Origin of the sequence: Cobetia sp. SIMBA_158 (genome assembly GCF_046566945.1) — a bacterium.
In the GTDB taxonomy this organism is placed as follows: Bacteria; Pseudomonadota; Gammaproteobacteria; order Pseudomonadales; family Halomonadaceae; genus Cobetia; species Cobetia amphilecti.
The window spans coordinates 35,709-53,338 of sequence record NZ_JAWJYL010000020.1 but is presented as its reverse complement, the minus strand read 5'-3'; the positions used below and the strand labels follow the sequence as shown (position 1 = coordinate 53,338).

The window sequence follows — 17,630 nt, the reverse complement described above, 5'->3', positions numbered from 1 at the left end:
TGTGAGAGTAGGTCATCGTCAGGCACTTATACCGAACCGCCCCTGCAGCCTTGCTGCAGGGGCGGTTCTCTTTGTGCTCAGGAAAAGTTGTGCTCAGGAAAATTGGCGCGCAGAAAGTCCACGGATGGCCACCTCATGGGAGGCCTGTACCAAGGGCGGTCATGAAAAGCTCGTCAGGCACTTGTCCCGCACCGCCTCTGTCGCCTTGCTGCAGGGGCGGTGCTGTCTATGGCAGTGCATAGGGGGAGCAAGGCGCCCTGCTGAGGAAGGGAGGTACGCAGAGATCCGCCTGTGGACAACCGGAATCTGGGAGTGGCGCCTGAATTATCCACAAGGGCTTGTCGAGCAGGAGGAGTGTCCAGGAGTAGGCAAGCCTTGCTGAAACCATGGGTACAGCCGGCTGATGGTGGGGGCTGATCAGGCGTCGCGGGTTCTGCACCTCAGGGTTGCTCATGTTTTTTACGGTCAGGCTGAACTAAAGCTCAATCGGCGACTCTGAGTATGTGAGTTTCGACGTTCCCTTGCTTAGAAACTTGTCTGTGCTATCCCATCAGCAGACTTTTTGCGATCTGGCGCTCCTGCCTTGCAGTCGAGCAGCCTATCCGCCGGTCACTTCCCCAGTGGCCGGTTTTTTTATGCCTGTCATTCGGGCGATGCCTTTGTGGTCTTCGGCGAGCAGTTGCAAAGCCCTGGTAGGTCATCTGCAGTGAGACACAAAAAAGCGGCCGGATGAGTGATCATCCGGCCGCTTTGGCATCTGATGTGGCCCTCACGGAGTGAAGGTCATGTCAGTGAGCGAGGAACGACTTAGCTGTTCTGCTCGATGCCCTGGATGTGCCAGTCGGCGCCATCACGCAGTTCACGGACCAGGTGCCAGGTCTCGTTGAACTCGTTCTGCTCGCCATTTTCATCCAGCACGCCGTGGAACAGGACCGTCGCTTCCGCCTGCTTGCCAATCTCCTGCACGCTGCCCAGTTCAGCAAACAGACGCACGATCTCGGTACGGTTGTTGGCCGGTTGCTGAGCGCGCTCTTCACGCAGCAGATTGTAGAGCTCTGGCGTGACGTACTCCTGAATGCGCGGCAGGTCGTTGTTGTCCCAGGCGCGCTGCAGCGTCATGAAGTGTTCCTTGGCGCCGCCGAGGAATTGCTCCTTGTCGAACCAGGCCGGTTCGCTGGTCGGTGCACCGCCCGTCAGGCCTGCCCCGATACCACCGGCCGGCGCCAGCGACTCGCCTTGTGGCTGATGCGCTTCACGCGCCTGCACATTGCGCGGCTGGTCGTCGTGGCGTGTAGAGGAACCACCACCACTACCTGCCGGCCCGCCGCTCGCCATGGCGGCCTTCTTGCGCGCGCTGAGGAACTTGAAGGCGATGAAGGCGATCACTGCGATGATCAGGAAGTCTGTCATGCGCAGACCATCGAAGGCGCCGCCGAAGAACAGCGATGCCAGCAGGCCGCCTGCCAGCAGGCCTGCCAGAGGTCCGGCAAACTTGGACAGGCCGCTGGAGGGCTTGGACTTCGCTGCGGTGCTGCTGTTGGTGGCCTTGTTGCTGCCAAACAGTGAGCTGGAGGATTTTCCGCTGTCAGCGGATCGTGAGTAGCTACCGAAACTCTTGCCGCCGCCGAGGCGCTTGGCCTCTGCGTGTTCGACGCTCAGACCGAAGCCGAGCAAGCCGACCATCAGCATGATGAACAGATGGCGCATGTGGGATCTCCTTGGATGCGCTAGCGTGTAAGTGGAAGCTCCATTCTAGCCTTGGAATCGTCGTGGGAGGACCAATGGACGACGAAAAGTCTCAACACCTGATGGCGAGGCGATCATTGTTGTTGCTGATCGATTTCCAGGCTCGCCTGATGCCGGTTCTGAGCGGCGGAACCGAGGCCATCAACAGTGCCATCTGGCTGGGCGGAATCGCCCAGGCGCTGGAAATTCCCGTCTGGCTGACCGAGCACTGTCCCGACAAGTTGGGTGCAAGTGCTCCGATGACGCATCTACTGAGCGAGCGCACCCGCTGCTTTACCAAGCGCAGTTTCAGCGCGCTGGATGCGCAGGACTTTCGCAAGGCATTGGAGCAGAGTGGCTGTGACCAGTTGGTGGTATGTGGTGCCGAGGCGCACGTCTGTGTGATGCAGACCGTGCTGTCCCTGTGTGGCGCAGGCTATCGAGTGGCGCTGGTCGCCGATGGGGTCGCCAGTCGCCGCCCGCGGGAGGCGGCGCTGGGAGTGGCCCGCTGCGAGGCCGCGGGCGCCAGTATCGTCAGTGCCGAGATGGTGGCGTATGAATGGCTTGGGTGTGCAGATCACGTCTTGTTCGGCGATATTCATCGCCGTTACCTCAAACCGCGTGCCGCAGAGCATCTGACTTTCCCGGGGCTGGGCGGATGAGGCGTTAAGTGACCCAGCGGTCACGTATCAGGCGCGTGCCGCGTCGGCCTCACTGCGCGTGAAGACCAGCGTATCGCCCTCAGAGGCGGCATTGGAGAAGCGATAACCGGCCACGTCGAAGTCCTTGAGGTCCTCGGCTGTCTCGATGTCGTGCTTGAGCATCCAGGCGCTCATCAGGCCGCGTGCACGCTTGGCGTAGAAGCTGATGATCTTGGACTGGCCATTCTTCTCGTCCTTGAACACCGGCGTCACGATGCGGTGGCGGAACGCCTTGGCATCGATGGCCTTGAAGTATTCATTGGAGGCCAGGTTGACCAGTATCGGCGTGCCGCTGTCTTCCACCGCCTGCTCCAGTGCCGGTGTCAGCGTCTTGCGCCAGTAGGCGTAGAGGTCCTTGCCGGCCGGGTTGCTCAGACGCGTGCCCATCTCGAGACGGTACGGCTGGATAAGATCCAGCGGGCGCAGCAGCCCATAGAGGCCGGAGAGAATGCGCAGCTTGCGTTGTGCGCGCTGGAAGTCTTCCTCGCTGAACGAGTCCGCCGCCATGCCCTGATAGACATCCCCCTGGAAGGCCAGCACCGCCTGTTTGGCATTATCTGGCGTGAAGGGCGGCTGCCATTCCTGGAAGCGAGCGGCATTGAGGCCGGCCAGCTTGTCGGAGAGCTTCATCAGGCTTGCGATGTCCTGCGGCGACTGTTTGCGCAGGATGTCGATCAGCGGTTGAGCCTGCTCGAGAAAATCGGGTTGGCTATGACGGGAGGTCACGGGGGCGCTGTCGAAATCCAGCGATTTGGCGGGCGAAATCACACTCAGCATGTAGACCTCCTGGCAGGGAAAGGTCTCAGTATATCAGGCAGACAAGATGGCCCCGAGTCCGCCAGGACTATCGGGGCCATAGATTGCAACGCGTGACGCCAGAGGCATCAATAGCGGCGGATCAGGAAGACCCCCGCGAACAGCAGCAACACGCCTGCCACGCGCCCCAGCGAAAGATCATGCTGCGGGAAGGTCGCCCAGCCGAAGTGGTCCAGCACCACCGAGGCCGTCAGCTGCCCCGCCAGGAAGGTGGCCATCATGGTGGCAGCACCCAGCTTGGGCACCAGTATCACGCTGGCCGCGACGAAGAAGGCGCCCAGCAGACCGCCGGTCCAGCTCCACCAGGGGGCCGCTTTCAGAGCGCCGACGCCCGGCATGGGCAGGCGCATGGCCAGCACGATGACGACCAGCGCGATCGAGCCGACCACGAAGCTGACCATGGCAGCCATGAGCGAGCTGTGGGTCTGCAGGGCCAGCGTGGAATTGACGCCAGCTTGAATCGGCATCATGGCACCGGCGGCGACAGCCATGAGGATCATGCTCAATTCAGCGGGATTCATGAGGGGTCCTTGGTCACGAGCAGGCCGGTCATGATGACCGGCCTGTCGGGGTTGTGTATCCGTTACGGGTCAGAGGCGATTCAGGGGCACGGGTTGGGCGCGGTGTTGTGGATCATCTCGATCTCGGCCAGCACTTCCTCACTCAGCTCCACCTCGAGGCTTTTGATGTTGCTTTCCAGCTGGGTCATCGTCGTGGCACCGATGATGTTGCTGGTCAGGAACGGGCGGGTGTTGACGAAGGCGAGGGCCATCTGGGCCGGGTTCAGGCCGTGACGACGCGCGATGTCCACGTAGCAGGCGATGACGTGCTGAGCCGGCTCGGCGTTGTAGCGCTGGAAACGCTCGAACAGCGTCAGGCGAGCGCCTTCCGGACGGGCGCCGTCCAGATACTTGCCGGACAGGGTGCCGAAGGCCAGCGGCGAGTAGGCCAGCAGGCCGACATCTTCGCGATGCGCGAACTCGGCCAGGCCCACTTCGAAGCTGCGGTTGACCAGGTTGTACGGGTTCTGGACGCTGGCCACGCGCGGCAGGTTCAGGCGCTCGGCCAGGTTCAGGCACTGCATCACGCCCCACGGCGTCTCGTTGGACAGACCCACGGCGCGGATCTTGCCGGCGGTGACCAGCTCGCCGAGGGCCGACAGGCTTTCTTCCAGCGACGTCATGTCTTCCTCTTCGGTCGGCTGGTAGCCCAGCTTGCCGAAGAAGTTGGTCTTGCGGTCCGGCCAATGCAGCTGATAGAGGTCGATGTAATCGGTGCCCAGGCGACGCAGGTTGTCGTCACAGGCGGCGATGATCTGCTCACGCGTCAGGCGCGAACCACCGCGCAGGTAATCCATGCCCGGGCCGGTGACCTTGGTGGCGATCTTGACCTGATCACGATTGCCGCGAGCCGCCAGCCAGCTGCCGATGTATTCCTCGGTACGGCCCTGGGTCTCGCCATTCGGGGGCACCGGGTACATCTCAGCGGTATCGATGAAGTCGATGCCAGCGTCGAGCGCGCGGTCCAGCTGCTGGTGGGCATCGGCTTCGCTGTTCTGCTCGCCGAAGGTCATGGTGCCAAGGCATAGCAGACTGACGTCGATGCCAGTACGGCCAAGAGCTCTACGTTGCATGCAGGATTCCCCTATCGGGTAGGTGTCAATGTAGCGGGCAGGACGAGTGCTTCCAGCACGCGCGTGGCGCGCGGTTCGCGCGCGTACTTTACCCCAAGGATGGCGCACATATTAGCAGCGTAACAAAAACCCACAAGGCGGGCTTGAGTCCCCCCGATTGCGCGAGTATGCTTGGCGCCCCGCTGTCAGGGGAGCAGTCTTTCTAGGCCGCCCGCAAGGGCAAACTGACAGTGTTGGCAAGGAGAATAGCGTCGCGGGCTCAGGATCGGGCCAGGACACGGCGTCACCCCTCTTATTCTGTATCAAGGTTACTCGTCATGCCGCAGGCCCCAACCCTGATGACTGGACTGAAATACCGCCTGGCGGAGCGTCTGTTCCACGCCTCCTGGCTGTCCGGCTCTCAGCAGAAGCATCGTCTGACCATGCGTCTGTTCAATCACTGCGCCAATGCCGGTCACACCGGTGCGTTGTCATTGTACGGGCACATGCTGTTCCAGCGCGGCAACTCCGCTCAGGAAAAGGCCAAGGGCGCGCGTTTCGTCATCAAGGCCGCGCAGGCCGGCGACGTGCATGCCCAGTATCAGGCGGCGCGTATCTATGAGTATGGCTGTGCCCAGTATCAGAGCGATCCGGCCAAGGCCGTGACCTGGTACGCACGTGCCGCCGAGTGCCGCCATGCTCTCGCGGCCCAGCGCCTGGCGCGTGCCTATCGTGAAGGCTCCCTCGGTCTGGCGGTCTGCCCGCACAAGGCCGAGCAGTGGGAAGCCCACGCCCGCACGGGTGGTGAGGCAGACCTGCACTGACTGGATGTACCAGCTGATGTGCTGCCCTCGCTGCCACTGACAACGCCCTCTTCGTGAGGGCGTTGTCGTCTCTGGCCCTCCCGCGCGCGTCTCTTGAGCGTGATGCCAGCGTGATGGAGCAGATCGACCTGATGCCTGCGTTGACAGCGTCGCGCTCAGGACTCGCCAAGCAGGGGGCAATTCCCGTAACCTGAGGACATTCAACCTCTTCTCGCCCGGGCCCTGTCTGCCTGAGATACCTTGGGAGATTCGTGTGACGCTGCCTATTCTGCTCGATATTGAAGCCTCCGGCTTTGGCCGTGGTAGCTATCCGATCGAGATCGGGCTGGCACGTGCCGACGGCAGCAGTTGCGCCTTTCTGATACAGCCTCTTGATGAGTGGGTGCATTGGGACCCGAAGGCGGAGCTGTTGCATGGCATCTCACGGGCACGGCTGGCACGCGAAGGGCGGCCAGTACGTGAGGTAGCGCAGTGGGTCAATGATGAGCTGGGTGAGGCGGGAATCGCCTATAGTGACAGCTGGGGCTACGACAATACCTGGCTCTCGCTGCTGTTCTATCATGCCGGCATGCTGCCGCGCTTTCGTCTCGAGGCGCTCAGACGGCTGCTCGATGAGGAGCAGCTGAATTGCTGGGCGGAGCTCAAGGAAGCGGTGATCGCCGAGGGTGGCATCCAGCGCCATCGCGCCGGAGACGACGCCCGTCTGCTGCAACTCACCTGGCAGAAAGCCCAGTCGATCGGGCGCAGCGAGTAAGCCTCTGCCAGGTGCCTCGGGGTCTACGCCTGGCGGCATGAGCGACACTGCTGTCAGGCCGGGTGTTGTCAGGTCAGATGTTGTCAGGCGGAGCAGCGAGCACGAGATAACGCCAATAAAGCCAAAAAAGCGGCAGCCCAGTGGGCTGCCGCTTTTTCATGCTGGCGCTTTTTTCATGCTGATATCATCAGCGCCATGACGAGGCTCAGGCGCCCGTCACCGCCAGCAACACCTTGCCGGTGCTGGCGTTGTCCTGCACATAGGCATGCGCGGCATCGGCTTCCTGGATCGGCCAGCTCTTGTCGATATGCGGGCGCAGCTCACCCCGCGCCAGGCGTGGCCACACATGCACGTAGAGCGCATCCAGCACCATGCCCTTGCCATCGGGGGAGCGCGACCGCAGGGTCGAGCCGATCAGGCGCTGACGCTTCATCAGCATGCGACCCAGATCCAGCTCATCCATGCGCCCGCCCATCAGGCCGATCAATACCATGCGGCCATCCTGTTTCAGCACCTGCTGATTGTCGGCCAGATAGCCGCCGCCCACCGGGTCGAGAATCATGTCGGCGCCGCCCCAGTCGTTCACGGCCTCCACGAAGCTGCCATCGTGGCGATTCCAGCCGGCATCCGCACCGAGGCGCAGGCAGGTCTCCAGCTTCTCCTGGCTGCCGACGGTCACGAAGCACGGATGCCCGAACAGCCCGCACAGCTGGATGGCGGTGGTACCGATGCCGCTGGCACCGGCGTGCAGCAGCACGCGCTCCTTGTGCTTGAGGTTGCCCTCGATGAACAGGTTCAGCCAGGCAGTGGCGAACATCTCCGGCAGGGCGGCGGCGTCTCGCAGGCTATAGCCCTCCGGCACCGGCAGCACCTGCAGGGCGTTGACGACCACTTCCTCGGCATAGCCGCCACCGGACAGCAGCGCACAGACCGGATCACCGACCTTGAAGCGCTCGACGTGGCGGCCAACTTCACGAATGGTGCCACTGACCTCCAGTCCCAGGATCTGACTGGCACCTTCGGGTGGCGGATATTGGCCGGCACGCTGCATCAGGTCGGCGCGGTTGACGCCGGCCCAGGCCACCTCGATACGCACCTCGTCCGAGGCGATCCCGTGCGGGGCCTCGGTTTCCTGCCAGACCAGTGATTCATTCTCGACGGCTATCGCAAACATTCGCTCTCTCCTTGGCGTGGCAGTCGCGCTGCCTGTTCGTACGCGGATGATCTCCGTGCCGGGGCGCATCGGCCGCGGATCACGTGGGCGACTGTCATCTCACTGTACGGGGACTGTGACGCATCTGTCATGAAGTGGCGCGAACCTGACGTGATATCAAGCCCCATGATCCAGACATCGCGCTCCGCACTCCGTGCGGCCAAGGAGAGAGCATGATCGATACTGCCCGCGTCATCGCTGCCAAGTATCCTGCCTTTGCCAAACGTCACCCGCTGATCCGGCGGCCAGCTCTGGCCATGCTGCGGCGCCTGGTGCATGAGGGCGAGATCAATGCCTTCCTCGGCGAGAACTCGGACCAGCGCGGCTTCGACTTCATTGACCGCGTGCTCGATCACTTCTCCTTCGGCTACTCGGTGTCCTCGCGGGAGCGCGAGAACATTCCGGCCTACGGGCGTGTCGTCATCGTCGCCAACCATCCGCTGGGATCACTGGATGGCCTCGCACTGCTCAAGCTGGTCGGCGAAGTGCGCCGCGACGTCAAGATCGTCGCCAACGACATCCTGATGAAGGTCGAGCCGCTGGCACCCTTGCTGCTGCCGCTGGACAACCTCAGTCGCCGTGGCTATCGCAAGAGCAGTGGTCAGATCTGCGATGCGCTGATGAATGAAGAGGCTGTGATCATCTTCCCGGCCGGCGAGGTCTCGCGTGCAGGCCCGACCGGGCCACGCGACGGCAAGTGGCTGTCGGGCTTCCTGCATTTCGCGCGCAAGACCAATGCGCCGGTGCTGCCTATCCATGTCAGCGGGCGCAACTCGACGCTCTTCTATGCGCTGTCGTCGATCAACCGCAGCTTCGGCACGCCCCTGCTGGCCCATGAGATGTTTCGCCAGCGCGAGCGTCAGCTCAAGCTGCGCATCGGCGAGCTGATTCCGCTGGAGCGCCTCGACAGTGATGCCCTCAATACCAACGCCAAGACGCGTCTGCTGCGCAAGCACCTGTATCGCATCGGGCGCGGCAAGCGTGGCCTGTTCGTGACCGAGAAGGCCATCGGCCATCCCGAGGAGCGCCAGGCGCTGCGTGAGGAACTGACGCCCTGTGAACTGCTGGGCGAGACCCGCGACGGCAAGAAGATCTATCTGTTCGATGCCTTCCCCGGTTCCAGCGTGATGCGCGAGATCGGGCGACTGCGCGAGATCAGTTTCCGGCGGGTCGGCGAGGGCACCGGTGAGCGGCGCGATATCGATCGCTATGACGCCCACTACCGGCATCTGGTGCTGTGGGATGACGCCGATCTCGAGATCGCCGGTGCCTATCGCATCGGAGAGGTACGCAAGATCATGGCGGCACATGGCGAGAAGGGGCTCTACAGCCCGACCCTGTTCCGCTTCACGCCGGAGATGTTCGAGCGCATGCAGGACGGTCTGGAGCTGGGGCGCAGCTTCGTGCAGCCGCGCTACTGGGGGCGGCGCAGCCTCGATTACCTGTGGCAGGGGCTGGGCGCCTATCTGCGCTGTCATCCCGAGATTCGCTGGCTGTTCGGCCCGGTCACGCTCTCCAACAGCTATCCGGAGGCCGCCAGGGCACTGATCGTCAGCTACTACCGTCACTACTACGGGGATGATGAGGGGCTGGCGCGTGCGCGGGCACCGGTCGCCCAGAGCCTGCCGGGCAGCGCCGCCCATGAAGCGGAGCGGCTGTTCGATGGCCAGGACGCCGATGGCGATTTCCGCCGCCTGCGTGCCCAGCTGGATGCGATGGGTGTGACGGTGCCGACGCTCTACAAGCAGTACGCCGAGGTCACCGAGCCCGGTGGCACCCGCTTCCTCGATTTCAGTGTCGACGCCGATTTCGGTTACTGCATCGACGGCCTGGTGATGGTCGATGTCGAGCAGGTCACCGCCAGCAAGCGGGCGCGTTATATCGGCAAACCCGTTCAGCAGCAGGCCGCCTCGGAGGAGGCCGTTGAGGTTGTTGGCGAGACGGTGCTGAGCTGAGGCGACGATTTGTTAAGACTGTGCGCTGCTGAAAGAGCGCACTGCTGAAAGAGCGCGCTGAACTGAGACGGCCGCTCGCAGAGTCACTCCCCATGGCGCCAGCGTCATGCGCTTGATGGGGAGTGACGCGTCAGGCCTCAGGTCTTACGTCTCGGGTGCCAGTCGCTCCAGCAGGGGCGCGATCTCGCGCTCGCTGATCAGGCGCGCGCGAGTGTCCGCATCGAGGAAGCCCGCCTCGACGGTGCGGTCCAGAAACTCGAGCAGGGGCGCGAAGAAGCCGTCACTGTCGAGGACGGCGATCGGCTTGGCGTGAAAGCGCAGATACTGCCAGGTCCAGGTCTCGAACAATTCCTCCAGGGTGCCAATCCCGCCGGGCAGGGTCACGAAGGCATCCGCCAGTGCGGCCATCTGCGCCTTGCGCTCATGCATGTCCGCCACCTCGATCAAGCGCGTCAGACCGGTATGTGCCTTCTCGTTGCGTACCAGTGCCTGGGGGATCACGCCGATCACCTCACCGCCCGCTGCCAGCGCGGCATCTGCCAAGGCCCCCATCAGCCCGGCGCGCGCGCCTCCGTAGACCAGTCCCCAGCCGCGCTCGGCGATGGCCGTGCCCAGGGCTTCGGCCAATTGGCGGTGCTGTGGGGAGACGCCCTCGCGGGAGCCCAGATAGACACAGATGCGATGCATGTTGCTCTCCTGAATGTTTCTCGGCGGCGCTCACTGCTGGCTGCCGTGCCTTGATGTCATGTCCTTCCTATCCTACGCGAGTTGTGCGGCGACGCTATGACGCCTGTGAGGAACTCGGCATTGCCCCGTGGCCAACGCGGGTACGTGCTGACTTTCGGCGTTGTCGCCTGCATTCGCGGGCCTGCTCTGCTACCCTTGCCGCCCCCGCAGGCGACGGCTGGCGGGCGCTGGCGCCCCGTGAGCTTGCATCGGGATGCACCCCAACTCATCGCGACGCCGCCTTCGGCGAGCGTGGACTCATCGCGACGTCGTCTTCGACGGACGCGGAACAACAAGGCAGGAGAGGCAGATGGCGCAGGTGCGCGGACGCTTTGCCAGTCGGCTGGGCTTCTTGATGGCCGCCGCTGGTTCGGCAGTAGGACTTGGCAACGTATGGGGCTTTCCGTCCCAGACGGCCAACAACGGAGGCGGGGCCTTCGTGGTGATGTATCTGGTGCTGGCCTTCCTGCTGGCATGGCCGGCCTTGATGGCTGAGCTTGTCATCGGCCGCCATGGTCAGGCCAACATCGTCACCAGCATGAGTCTCGGTCGAGGCATCACCAAGCGCTTCGGCGCGCTGGCGGGCTGGGCAGGCATGCTGACCGCCAGCCTGATCCTGGCCTTCTATGCCATCGTCGCGGGCTGGCTGCTGGGCTATACCGCCGCACCGGTCAGCGAGGCGCTGGGCATGAGTTCCGCCGCCAGCTGGCTGACCACCTTCGACTTCACGCGCAATGTCTCGCTGACGGCGGTCTTCCTCGCCTTGACGATGGCGATCGTGGTCGGCGGCGTGCGCGGCGGGATCGAGAAGTGGTCCACGCGTCTGATGCCGCTGTTGCTGATGCTGCTGGTCGGGCTGATCGGCTACGTGCTGACCCTGCCGGGCGCCGATGAAGGCCTGAGTGTCTATCTGACGCCGCAGTGGGACCGTATCTTCGATGCCGACCTGATGCTGAGCGCGATGGGCCAGGCCTTCTTCTCGCTGTCTCTCGGCGTGGGCGCGATGCTGATCTACGGCTCCTATCTGGGGCCGGAGCAGAACCTGCCGCGTCTGGGCGTGCTGGTGACGCTGATCGATGTCGGCATCGCCTTCCTCGCCGGCCTGCTGGTGATTCCGGCCATGTACGCCGCGCGTCATCTGGGCGTCGAGATCTTCGATGCCGATGGCCTGCTCAAGAGCTCGGACACCCTGCTGTTCGACACGCTGCCGGCGCTGTTCGGCCAGATGGGTGGCGCGGGTGACATCCTGATGGTGGCGTTCTTCGCGCTGATGAGCGTGGCGGGCATCACCTCTTCCATCTCGATGCTGGAAGTGCCGGTGTCCTTCGTGGTCGAGCGTGGCTGGCTGGGTCGGCGTGCCGCCACCCTGGCCGTCGGTGCCGCCATCATGGCCATCAGCCTGACCATCGCCGCCAACTTCGGGGCACTGTTCGGCCTGGTGATCATGTTGACCACCCAGTACAGCCAGCCGCTGGTCGCGCTGGTGATGTGCCTGCTGGTCGGCTGGGCGATGTCGCGCCATGCGCTGCTCAAGGAGATTCAGAGCGGGGCGCCGGACATCGAGTCCAGCCTGTTCTGGAAGATCTGGCCGTGGTACGTGCGCCTGATCTGCCCGTTGTGCATCGCGCTGGTCTTCGCGCACTCGCTGTAGGCCTGACACTCGTCACGACGCAAGAAGCCCGCCAATTGGCGGGCTTCTTCGTCTTCTGCATTCAAGCCGACGGCATCGGCTCGATCGTCGCCAGAGCTCAGGGCAGCTCGGACAGCACGTCGTAATGGGCATCGACCCAGTGACCGATGGCGTTGCCCTCGGCGTAGGCGAGATGCTGGGCGTACTGGGTGTGCAGGCAGCGCACCTGATTCCAGTCACGGATACCGCCGACGCCACGTTCACGCATCAGGTCGGCGAAGCCCTGGGACTCGATGGCGCTGCGCTCGGCCTCGCTCATGAAGCTCCAGCGTTCGGCGACATAGGCCTCATGGCTGGCACGATAGCGCGCCAGCAGTTCCTCGTCGGTCTTGAGGCGTTCTTCCAGCCCCTTGATGACGCCTTCGGCCTCGATGCGTGACAGCGAGATCTTGAGGCGTTCATCGCACAGCCAGTAGAGGGTCGGGAAGGGCTTGCCGTCCACCAGCGAATGCATGCGCAGTACCAGCGGAGTGCCCTCGCCATCGGTGGCGGCCACGGCCTGGATGCCGCGCGGCTTGCGTCCGAGCTGGCGCTCGATGATCTCGAGCTCCCGCGCGTCGGGACTATGATTGGTCAGGATCACCATGCTTGCGGTCAGGCTCCAGCACACACTTGTTGGACCGGGATACGGCCCGGAAGAAAGCCTGGTTGAGCTGCTGGGGGCTCGGCACATAGCCATGCCACTCGCGCTCGCAGTAGTCACTGCCGCGCGCCATTAGCTCCGGGGCCAGACGATTGAACCAGCCATCATAATCGTAGGGGTCAAGGCCCGGCAAGCTGATGTGCGGGTAGTCGGCGAAGCGCTCACTGAACCAGTGCTCCAGCGCCGCCTCGACCTGCGCATGCAGCTCGGTCATGTCCGGGTAGATCCACTTGCTGTAGCGAATGCCCATCGGGCCTCCTCGCTGACGCGGTGCTATGGCGGGTGCTCGTCATGGAGAGTCCATCATGCAGGGCCTGGCCCGTGGCCATCAGTCGTCACGGGCCAGCGGGGCGAACTGACCATTGCCCAGCTCACACAGTAACGCGGGGGCGAGCGCTATCTCCAGTCCACGACGGCCGCCGCTGATGAAGATTTCCGCCTGTGTCGCGGCGCTGTCATCGACCCACAGTGGCAGGCGCTTCTTCTGCCCCAGCGGACTGATGCCGCCGACCACATAGCCGGTGGCACGTTCGGCGGCCTCATGCGCGGCCAGTGCCGCCTTGCGTGCCCCGCAGGCGCGTGCCAATGCCTTGAGGTCGAGCGTACCGCTGACCGGCACCACGGCGACCACCAGCGGCTGACGTGCATTGCCGCCTTCCAGCTGGCAGACGAGGGTCTTGAAGACCTGGGCGGGATCAAGCCCCAGCGTGCGGGCAGCCTCTTCCCCGTAGGCGGGGGCACGCGGGTCGTGGGCATATTCGAGTGTGCGGTGCGGCTTGCCCTTGAGCAGCTTGAGCGCGGGTGTCATGCCGGCACGCTCCCCTCGGAGGCTGCGCTGTGCGTCCCGAGTGCCCGGGCGGCCTCGCGCAGGGCCGGGACATCCAGTTCGGCGCTGTCGGTGTGTTCGTGCACATGGCTGACCAGGGTCGCGCGCAGCTCGCCCTCGATGGGCAGCGACTGCTTGGCATGATGATCGAACTGCACCAGCACGCAGTGGCCACGCGCGCCGCAGACGCCGCTTTGCCACGCTTCCTGGGTCACGGTGAAGGAGCTGCCGCCGAGACGCGACAGCCAGGTGCGAATCTCCACCGGCTGGCCGTATTGCAGCTCGGCGAGGAAGTCGACCTCGATGCGCGCCATGATCAGCGGCCACTTGCGCGGGTCGAGGTCCGGCACGAAGACGCGGAACAGGTCATTGCGCGCCCACTCGAACCAGGCCGGCAGGCGCGTGTTGTTGACGTGCCCGAGGGCATCGGTGTCGTAGAAGGCCGGTTCCAGCGTCTTGAAGTACATGTCATCGCTCCTGGGCATCCATGCGGCATTTCAGCCTATCAGGAAGCTCAGGCGCTGGCTGTACGTCGTGAGGCTAGTCGACGTTGCAACGGCGTGAACACGCCCAGCCACGCCGTCGCCACGATGAAACCGAGCAGGGTGCCCAGGCCGACCCCCATGCCGGGGTAACTGAGCGAGACCACCAGCGCATAGCACAGCAGCGAGCCAAGACCGGCCGGGTAGTGCTTGATGACGGTCGCGACGGCCACTGGCCCCTGGGTGAGATGCAGAATCACCAGCAGCGGGTACATGGTGACCGGGAAGGCCGCCACCAGGCCTGCCCACGAGGGCGGCAGCAGATGGGCCAGCGCGGTGATGCCGAACACGATGCCGGCGGCCAGTCCGGCGCGCGCCAGCAGCGAGACCCAGGAGAAGGGCGACTTGCGCGCCGTGCTCTCCGGTACGCCGCGATAGAGGCGCATGCACAGTACGATGGCGATCAGCGTTACGATCACGCCGCTGACGCGCATGAACTCGAACTGCGCCAGCACCAGACTGGCGAGCAGCCAACCCAGCAGGCCGCCCAGGGTGCCATTGATGACGCCGCGCAGTCCTTGTGCACGCCCGCATAGCCAGTAGCCGACCCCCAGCGCCAGCGTCGAGGAGAAGCCGGCCAGAGTGTAGACGGCGCTCTGGCCGGCGAACTCGGGAGAGATCTCCACGCCGATGAAGCCCAGCGTGATGGCCGTGCCCAGCGGGTAGCCGGACAGCAGCCCGGCCATGCGTGTCGAGAGACGCTCCGCGATCAATGACAGCCCGATCACCACCGCCACCGAGATCAGCAGCTTGAGCAGTTGCAGGCCCAGCTCACCCTGAAGCGCTGCGCTCATTGGGCGGCGTCCCAGAACTGACGACGCACCAGCGAGATCTTGCCCACTGCCGTGCCGGAGGCCTGATGACGATGGGCCTCGGCGACCTCGCTGAAGTCGAACTGGCGCTCATCGAGGCGCACCTTGAATTCGCCTTCCTCGACCAGTTCCACCAGCTTGCCCAGCGCCTGGCGCTGCTGCTCATGCCCGATGCCAGCGGTCAGCGGCAGCAGGATCGACAGCACTTCCAGACTGCGGCTGCCGGCGTGCAGCGGTGAGAGGTCCACCGTGGTGCGCGCATTGATGGTCACGATGCGTCCGCCCAGCTTGCTGGCGGCGAAGCTGGCGGCCAGGTTGTCGCCGCCGACGCAGTCGAAGACCAGATCGAAGCCCTCGCCCCCCGTCAGCCGGGCCACGTAATCGGCCACGGCTTCCTCGCGGTAGCGAATGACGTGGTCCGCGCCGCAGTCGCGTGCTGCCCGGGCCTTGTCATCGCTGGAGACCGTGGTGGCGACTTCCGCGCCGATGCAACGGGCGATCTGCAATGCCACATGGCCGACGCCACCGGCGCCGCCGTGGATCAGCACGCGTTGTCCCGCTTCCAGCTGGCCACGCTCCACCAGTGCCTGCCAGGCGGTGATGAACACTGCCGGCAACGCGGCGGCTTCCATGAAGCTCAGGCGGCGCGGCTTGCGGGTGATCAGGCGCTCATCGGCGAGCATGTAATCCGCCAGCGCGCCCGGATGAGCGGCGACACCGCCGGCGAAGCCGAGCACCTCGTCGCCGGGCGAGAAGGCCAGCACGTCATCACCGACGGCATCGATCACACCGGCCACGTCGCCGTGCAGCACGCAGGGCGCTGGCGGCAGGAGAGGCACCTGGCCGCTGGCCAGCTTGAGATCCAGTGGATTGACGCTGGAGGCAGCGACACGAATGCGCACCTGGCCGGGGCCGGGAGTGGGTAGCGGGCATTCGGTCGCCACGAAGTCGGCATCCGGGCCGGGATTGCGCAGCACCATGGCATGCATGGAAGCGAGCATGAGACGTCCTCGTTGATACGGGTTCCGGCCAGTGTGGCCAGTTAGCGCCACACCCTACCCATTGCGCTGCGTTGCGGCAATCCGACTTGGGTGGTTTCAGCCGTCCAATGCACGGAATTGCATGATCGACAACGAAAAAGCCCCTGCCGATGGGCAGGGGCCTTGGGTCATGCGGCGGCTGACGGCTGTGTCAGGCCCGCCTGGGCGTGATGGGGATCACGCGTTCTGGCGCTTGGCCTCCTTGTCGACCGGTGCGATCTCGCCGGACTTCAGCTTGGCCATGTACTGGGCCAGCTCACGCTTCACGACCGGCATCAGGTAGTAGAGGCCGATGATGTTGGCGATGGACATGGCGAAGATCATGGCGTCGGAGAAGTCGATGACCGGGCCGAGACTCATGGAGGAACCGATGACCACGAAGGCGAGGAAGATCAGCTTGTAGACGATCTCGGAGCCCTTGCTCTCACCGAACAGGTAGGTCCAGGCCTTCAGGCCGTAGTAGGACCAGGACAGCATGGTGGAGAAGGCGAACATCAGCACCGCCAGGGCCAGCACATACGGGAACCACGGGAAGGCGGTCTCGAAGGCGTAGGAGGTCAGCTGGACGCCGCCGAGGCCTTCGACCTGGTAGGCGCCGGTGATGACGATGACCAGCGCGGTCATGGTGCAGATGACGACGGTATCGATGAACGGTTCGAGCAGGGCGACGATCCCTTCGGTCGCCGGCTGGGAAGTCTTGACGGCAGAATGGGCGATGGCCGCGGAGCCGATACCGGCTTCGTTGGAGAAGGCAGCACGCTTGAAGCCCTGGATCAGCACGCCGACGATACCGCCGCCGACCGCGACCGGTGCGAAGGCACCTTCGATGATGGCGCCGAAGGCGGCCGGAATCGCACTGAAGTTGAAGCCGAGGATGATGAGTGCCGCGATCACGTAGATGACAGCCATCATCGGCACCAGTTTCTCGGTGACACGTGCGATGGACTTGATGCCGCCGATGATGACCATGCCGACGATGGCGGCCATCACGAGACCGAACAGCCAGCCGTAGCCGACCAGGAAGCTGGCATCACCGCCGGTGACGTTGACGGCCTGCTGATAGGACTGGTTGGCCTGGAACATGTTGCCGCCGCCGATGGAGCCACCGATGGCGCAGATGGCGAAGAAGATCGCCAGAATCTTGCCCAGACCCGCCTTGCCGTTTTCCGCGAAACCCTTGGACAGGTAGTACATCGGGCCGCCGGAGATGGAGCCATCTGCATTGACGTTGCGGTACTTCACGCCAAGCGTACATTCACAGAACTTGGAGGCCATGCCGAGCAGGCCGGCCAGAATCATCCAGAAGGTCGCGCCCGGGCCGCCCAGCGAGACGGCGACCGCGACGCCGGCGATGTTGCCAAGGCCGACCGTGCCGGACAGCGCCGTGGCCAATGCCTGGAAGTGGGATACCTCGCCTTCATCCTTCGGGTCGGTGTAGTCGCCCTTGACCAGACGGATGGCATGGCCGAACAGGCGGAACTGCACGAAGCCGAAATAGAGCGTGAAGATGACGGCCGCGATGATCAGCCAGCCGACGATCAGCGGGAACTGGGTGCCGGCCACCGGCACGGAATAGAAGATGGTCGAGACGATCGGGTTGACGATCGGTCCGACGATGTCACTGATGGCCTGGTCCATGCCTTCGGCACGGGCAGAGCTTGCGGCCATGAGGGCTGCCATCGCGGCAGCCCAGGGGGCCAGGGAGCGGAATCGACTCATGAGAGGTAACCTCGAAAAGCGAATTGTCGTTA

17 protein-coding genes and 1 pseudogene are annotated in these 17,630 nt (G+C 64.2%); 5 read left to right on the top strand and 13 right to left on the bottom strand.

What is annotated here, in order from left to right; genetic code table 11:
- Positions 1-807: 807 nt before the first annotated feature.
- Entirely contained in the window at positions 808-1,707 is a 900-nt protein-coding gene (locus R2R70_RS18590; RefSeq protein ID WP_107335863.1) for a Tim44 domain-containing protein, read from the bottom strand.
- Between the two features lie 74 nt (positions 1,708-1,781).
- Between R2R70_RS18590 and R2R70_RS18585 the strand changes: the two genes are divergently transcribed.
- Positions 1,782-2,387 carry an isochorismatase family protein gene (locus tag R2R70_RS18585; RefSeq protein ID WP_235507073.1) on the top strand — a complete coding sequence of 202 codons (606 nt, stop codon included), beginning with the start codon at positions 1,782-1,784 and terminating at the stop codon, positions 2,385-2,387.
- A 27-nt stretch (positions 2,388-2,414) separates the two neighbouring features.
- Here the strand turns inward: R2R70_RS18585 and yaaA are convergent, their stop codons facing one another.
- From yaaA to R2R70_RS18570, 3 genes are all read right to left on the bottom strand, one after another.
- A complete protein-coding gene (yaaA, locus tag R2R70_RS18580; RefSeq protein ID WP_410978690.1) occupies positions 2,415-3,203 on the bottom strand; it encodes a peroxide stress protein YaaA in 789 nt (262 codons plus the stop codon).
- Positions 3,204-3,310: 107 nt separating this feature from the next.
- Positions 3,311-3,763: a DMT family transporter gene (locus R2R70_RS18575; protein WP_043336565.1), complete on the bottom strand. Its 453-nt coding sequence runs from the start codon at positions 3,761-3,763 to the stop codon at positions 3,311-3,313.
- 80 nt (positions 3,764-3,843) lie between these two features.
- Complete coding sequence (locus tag R2R70_RS18570; RefSeq protein ID WP_410978689.1) at positions 3,844-4,875, bottom strand: NADP(H)-dependent aldo-keto reductase; 1,032 nt, start codon at positions 4,873-4,875, stop codon at positions 3,844-3,846.
- 317 nt (positions 4,876-5,192) lie between these two features.
- Between R2R70_RS18570 and R2R70_RS18565 the strand changes: the two genes are divergently transcribed.
- Complete coding sequence (locus R2R70_RS18565) at positions 5,193-5,678, top strand: tetratricopeptide repeat protein (RefSeq protein WP_043336560.1); 486 nt, start codon at positions 5,193-5,195, stop codon at positions 5,676-5,678.
- A 253-nt stretch (positions 5,679-5,931) separates the two neighbouring features.
- Positions 5,932-6,432, top strand: a complete 501-nt coding sequence (locus R2R70_RS18560; protein WP_043336558.1) for a hypothetical protein — start codon at positions 5,932-5,934, stop codon at positions 6,430-6,432.
- Between the two features lie 205 nt (positions 6,433-6,637).
- Here the strand turns inward: R2R70_RS18560 and R2R70_RS18555 are convergent, their stop codons facing one another.
- Entirely contained in the window at positions 6,638-7,606 is a 969-nt protein-coding gene (locus tag R2R70_RS18555) for an NAD(P)H-quinone oxidoreductase (protein ID WP_043336555.1), read from the bottom strand.
- Between the two features lie 212 nt (positions 7,607-7,818).
- Here R2R70_RS18555 and R2R70_RS18550 point away from each other — a divergent pair, with 212 nt between their 5' ends.
- Positions 7,819-9,600, top strand: a complete 1,782-nt coding sequence (locus R2R70_RS18550; RefSeq protein WP_410978688.1) for a GNAT family N-acyltransferase — start codon at positions 7,819-7,821, stop codon at positions 9,598-9,600.
- A 144-nt stretch (positions 9,601-9,744) separates the two neighbouring features.
- Here R2R70_RS18550 and R2R70_RS18545 read toward each other — a convergent pair whose 3' ends face one another.
- Positions 9,745-10,287 carry a TIGR00730 family Rossman fold protein gene (locus R2R70_RS18545; protein WP_216059997.1) on the bottom strand — a complete coding sequence of 181 codons (543 nt, stop codon included), beginning with the start codon at positions 10,285-10,287 and terminating at the stop codon, positions 9,745-9,747.
- A 349-nt stretch (positions 10,288-10,636) separates the two neighbouring features.
- Between R2R70_RS18545 and R2R70_RS18540 the strand changes: the two genes are divergently transcribed.
- The gene (locus R2R70_RS18540) at positions 10,637-11,977 is read left to right on the top strand and encodes a sodium-dependent transporter (RefSeq protein WP_043336549.1); all 1,341 of its coding nucleotides are present in this window, start codon (positions 10,637-10,639) and stop codon (positions 11,975-11,977) included.
- A gap of 97 nt (positions 11,978-12,074) precedes the next feature.
- On the opposite strand, the gene R2R70_RS18535 is transcribed toward R2R70_RS18540, so the two are convergent.
- The 7 genes and pseudogenes from R2R70_RS18535 to R2R70_RS18505 all read right to left on the bottom strand — a co-directional run bounded on the left by R2R70_RS18535 (position 12,075) and on the right by R2R70_RS18505 (position 17,598).
- Entirely contained in the window at positions 12,075-12,602 is a 528-nt protein-coding gene (locus R2R70_RS18535) for a DUF501 domain-containing protein (RefSeq protein WP_043336547.1), read from the bottom strand.
- Positions 12,580-12,909 (bottom strand): hypothetical protein, encoded by a 330-nt coding sequence (locus tag R2R70_RS18530; RefSeq protein WP_043336543.1) that lies wholly within the window; start codon positions 12,907-12,909, stop codon positions 12,580-12,582. The genes R2R70_RS18535 and R2R70_RS18530 overlap by 23 nt, the downstream gene beginning before the upstream one ends.
- A gap of 78 nt (positions 12,910-12,987) precedes the next feature.
- On the bottom strand, positions 12,988-13,467 hold the full coding sequence (locus R2R70_RS18525; RefSeq protein ID WP_054557284.1) for an aminoacyl-tRNA deacylase: 480 nt from the start codon (positions 13,465-13,467) through the stop codon (positions 12,988-12,990).
- 95 nt (positions 13,468-13,562) lie between these two features.
- Positions 13,563-13,952, bottom strand: a pseudogene (locus tag R2R70_RS18520) (acyl-CoA thioesterase); the annotation flags it as partial.
- Between the two features lie 47 nt (positions 13,953-13,999).
- Positions 14,000-14,821, bottom strand: a complete 822-nt coding sequence (locus R2R70_RS18515; protein WP_410978687.1) for a hypothetical protein — start codon at positions 14,819-14,821, stop codon at positions 14,000-14,002.
- On the bottom strand, positions 14,818-15,840 hold the full coding sequence (locus tag R2R70_RS18510) for a zinc-binding dehydrogenase (protein WP_317292351.1): 1,023 nt from the start codon (positions 15,838-15,840) through the stop codon (positions 14,818-14,820). The genes R2R70_RS18515 and R2R70_RS18510 overlap by 4 nt, the downstream gene beginning before the upstream one ends.
- A gap of 216 nt (positions 15,841-16,056) precedes the next feature.
- Positions 16,057-17,598, bottom strand: a complete 1,542-nt coding sequence (locus tag R2R70_RS18505) for an alanine/glycine:cation symporter family protein (RefSeq protein ID WP_054557282.1) — start codon at positions 17,596-17,598, stop codon at positions 16,057-16,059.
- Positions 17,599-17,630: the final 32 nt, after the last annotated feature.

Excerpts from the sequence above, each read along its gene's own strand:
- R2R70_RS18590 (WP_107335863.1), bottom strand. The coding sequence starts at position 1,707 with ATGCGCCATCTGTTCATCATGCTGATGGTCGGCTTGCTCGGCTTCGGT.
- R2R70_RS18585 (WP_235507073.1), top strand. The coding sequence starts at position 1,782 with ATGGACGACGAAAAGTCTCAACACCTGATGGCGAGGCGATCATTGTTG.
- yaaA (WP_410978690.1), bottom strand. The coding sequence starts at position 3,203 with ATGCTGAGTGTGATTTCGCCCGCCAAATCGCTGGATTTCGACAGCGCC.
- R2R70_RS18575 (WP_043336565.1), bottom strand. The coding sequence starts at position 3,763 with ATGAATCCCGCTGAATTGAGCATGATCCTCATGGCTGTCGCCGCCGGT.
- R2R70_RS18570 (WP_410978689.1), bottom strand. The coding sequence starts at position 4,875 with ATGCAACGTAGAGCTCTTGGCCGTACTGGCATCGACGTCAGTCTGCTA.
- R2R70_RS18565 (WP_043336560.1), top strand. The coding sequence starts at position 5,193 with ATGCCGCAGGCCCCAACCCTGATGACTGGACTGAAATACCGCCTGGCG.
- R2R70_RS18555 (WP_043336555.1), bottom strand. The coding sequence starts at position 7,606 with ATGTTTGCGATAGCCGTCGAGAATGAATCACTGGTCTGGCAGGAAACC.
- R2R70_RS18550 (WP_410978688.1), top strand. The coding sequence starts at position 7,819 with ATGATCGATACTGCCCGCGTCATCGCTGCCAAGTATCCTGCCTTTGCC.
- R2R70_RS18545 (WP_216059997.1), bottom strand. The coding sequence starts at position 10,287 with ATGCATCGCATCTGTGTCTATCTGGGCTCCCGCGAGGGCGTCTCCCCA.
- R2R70_RS18540 (WP_043336549.1), top strand. The coding sequence starts at position 10,637 with ATGGCGCAGGTGCGCGGACGCTTTGCCAGTCGGCTGGGCTTCTTGATG.
- R2R70_RS18535 (WP_043336547.1), bottom strand. The coding sequence starts at position 12,602 with ATGGTGATCCTGACCAATCATAGTCCCGACGCGCGGGAGCTCGAGATC.
- R2R70_RS18530 (WP_043336543.1), bottom strand. The coding sequence starts at position 12,909 with ATGGGCATTCGCTACAGCAAGTGGATCTACCCGGACATGACCGAGCTG.
- R2R70_RS18525 (WP_054557284.1), bottom strand. The coding sequence starts at position 13,467 with ATGACACCCGCGCTCAAGCTGCTCAAGGGCAAGCCGCACCGCACACTC.
- R2R70_RS18515 (WP_410978687.1), bottom strand. The coding sequence starts at position 14,821 with ATGAGCGCAGCGCTTCAGGGTGAGCTGGGCCTGCAACTGCTCAAGCTG.
- R2R70_RS18510 (WP_317292351.1), bottom strand. The coding sequence starts at position 15,840 with ATGCTCGCTTCCATGCATGCCATGGTGCTGCGCAATCCCGGCCCGGAT.
- R2R70_RS18505 (WP_054557282.1), bottom strand. The coding sequence starts at position 17,598 with ATGAGTCGATTCCGCTCCCTGGCCCCCTGGGCTGCCGCGATGGCAGCC.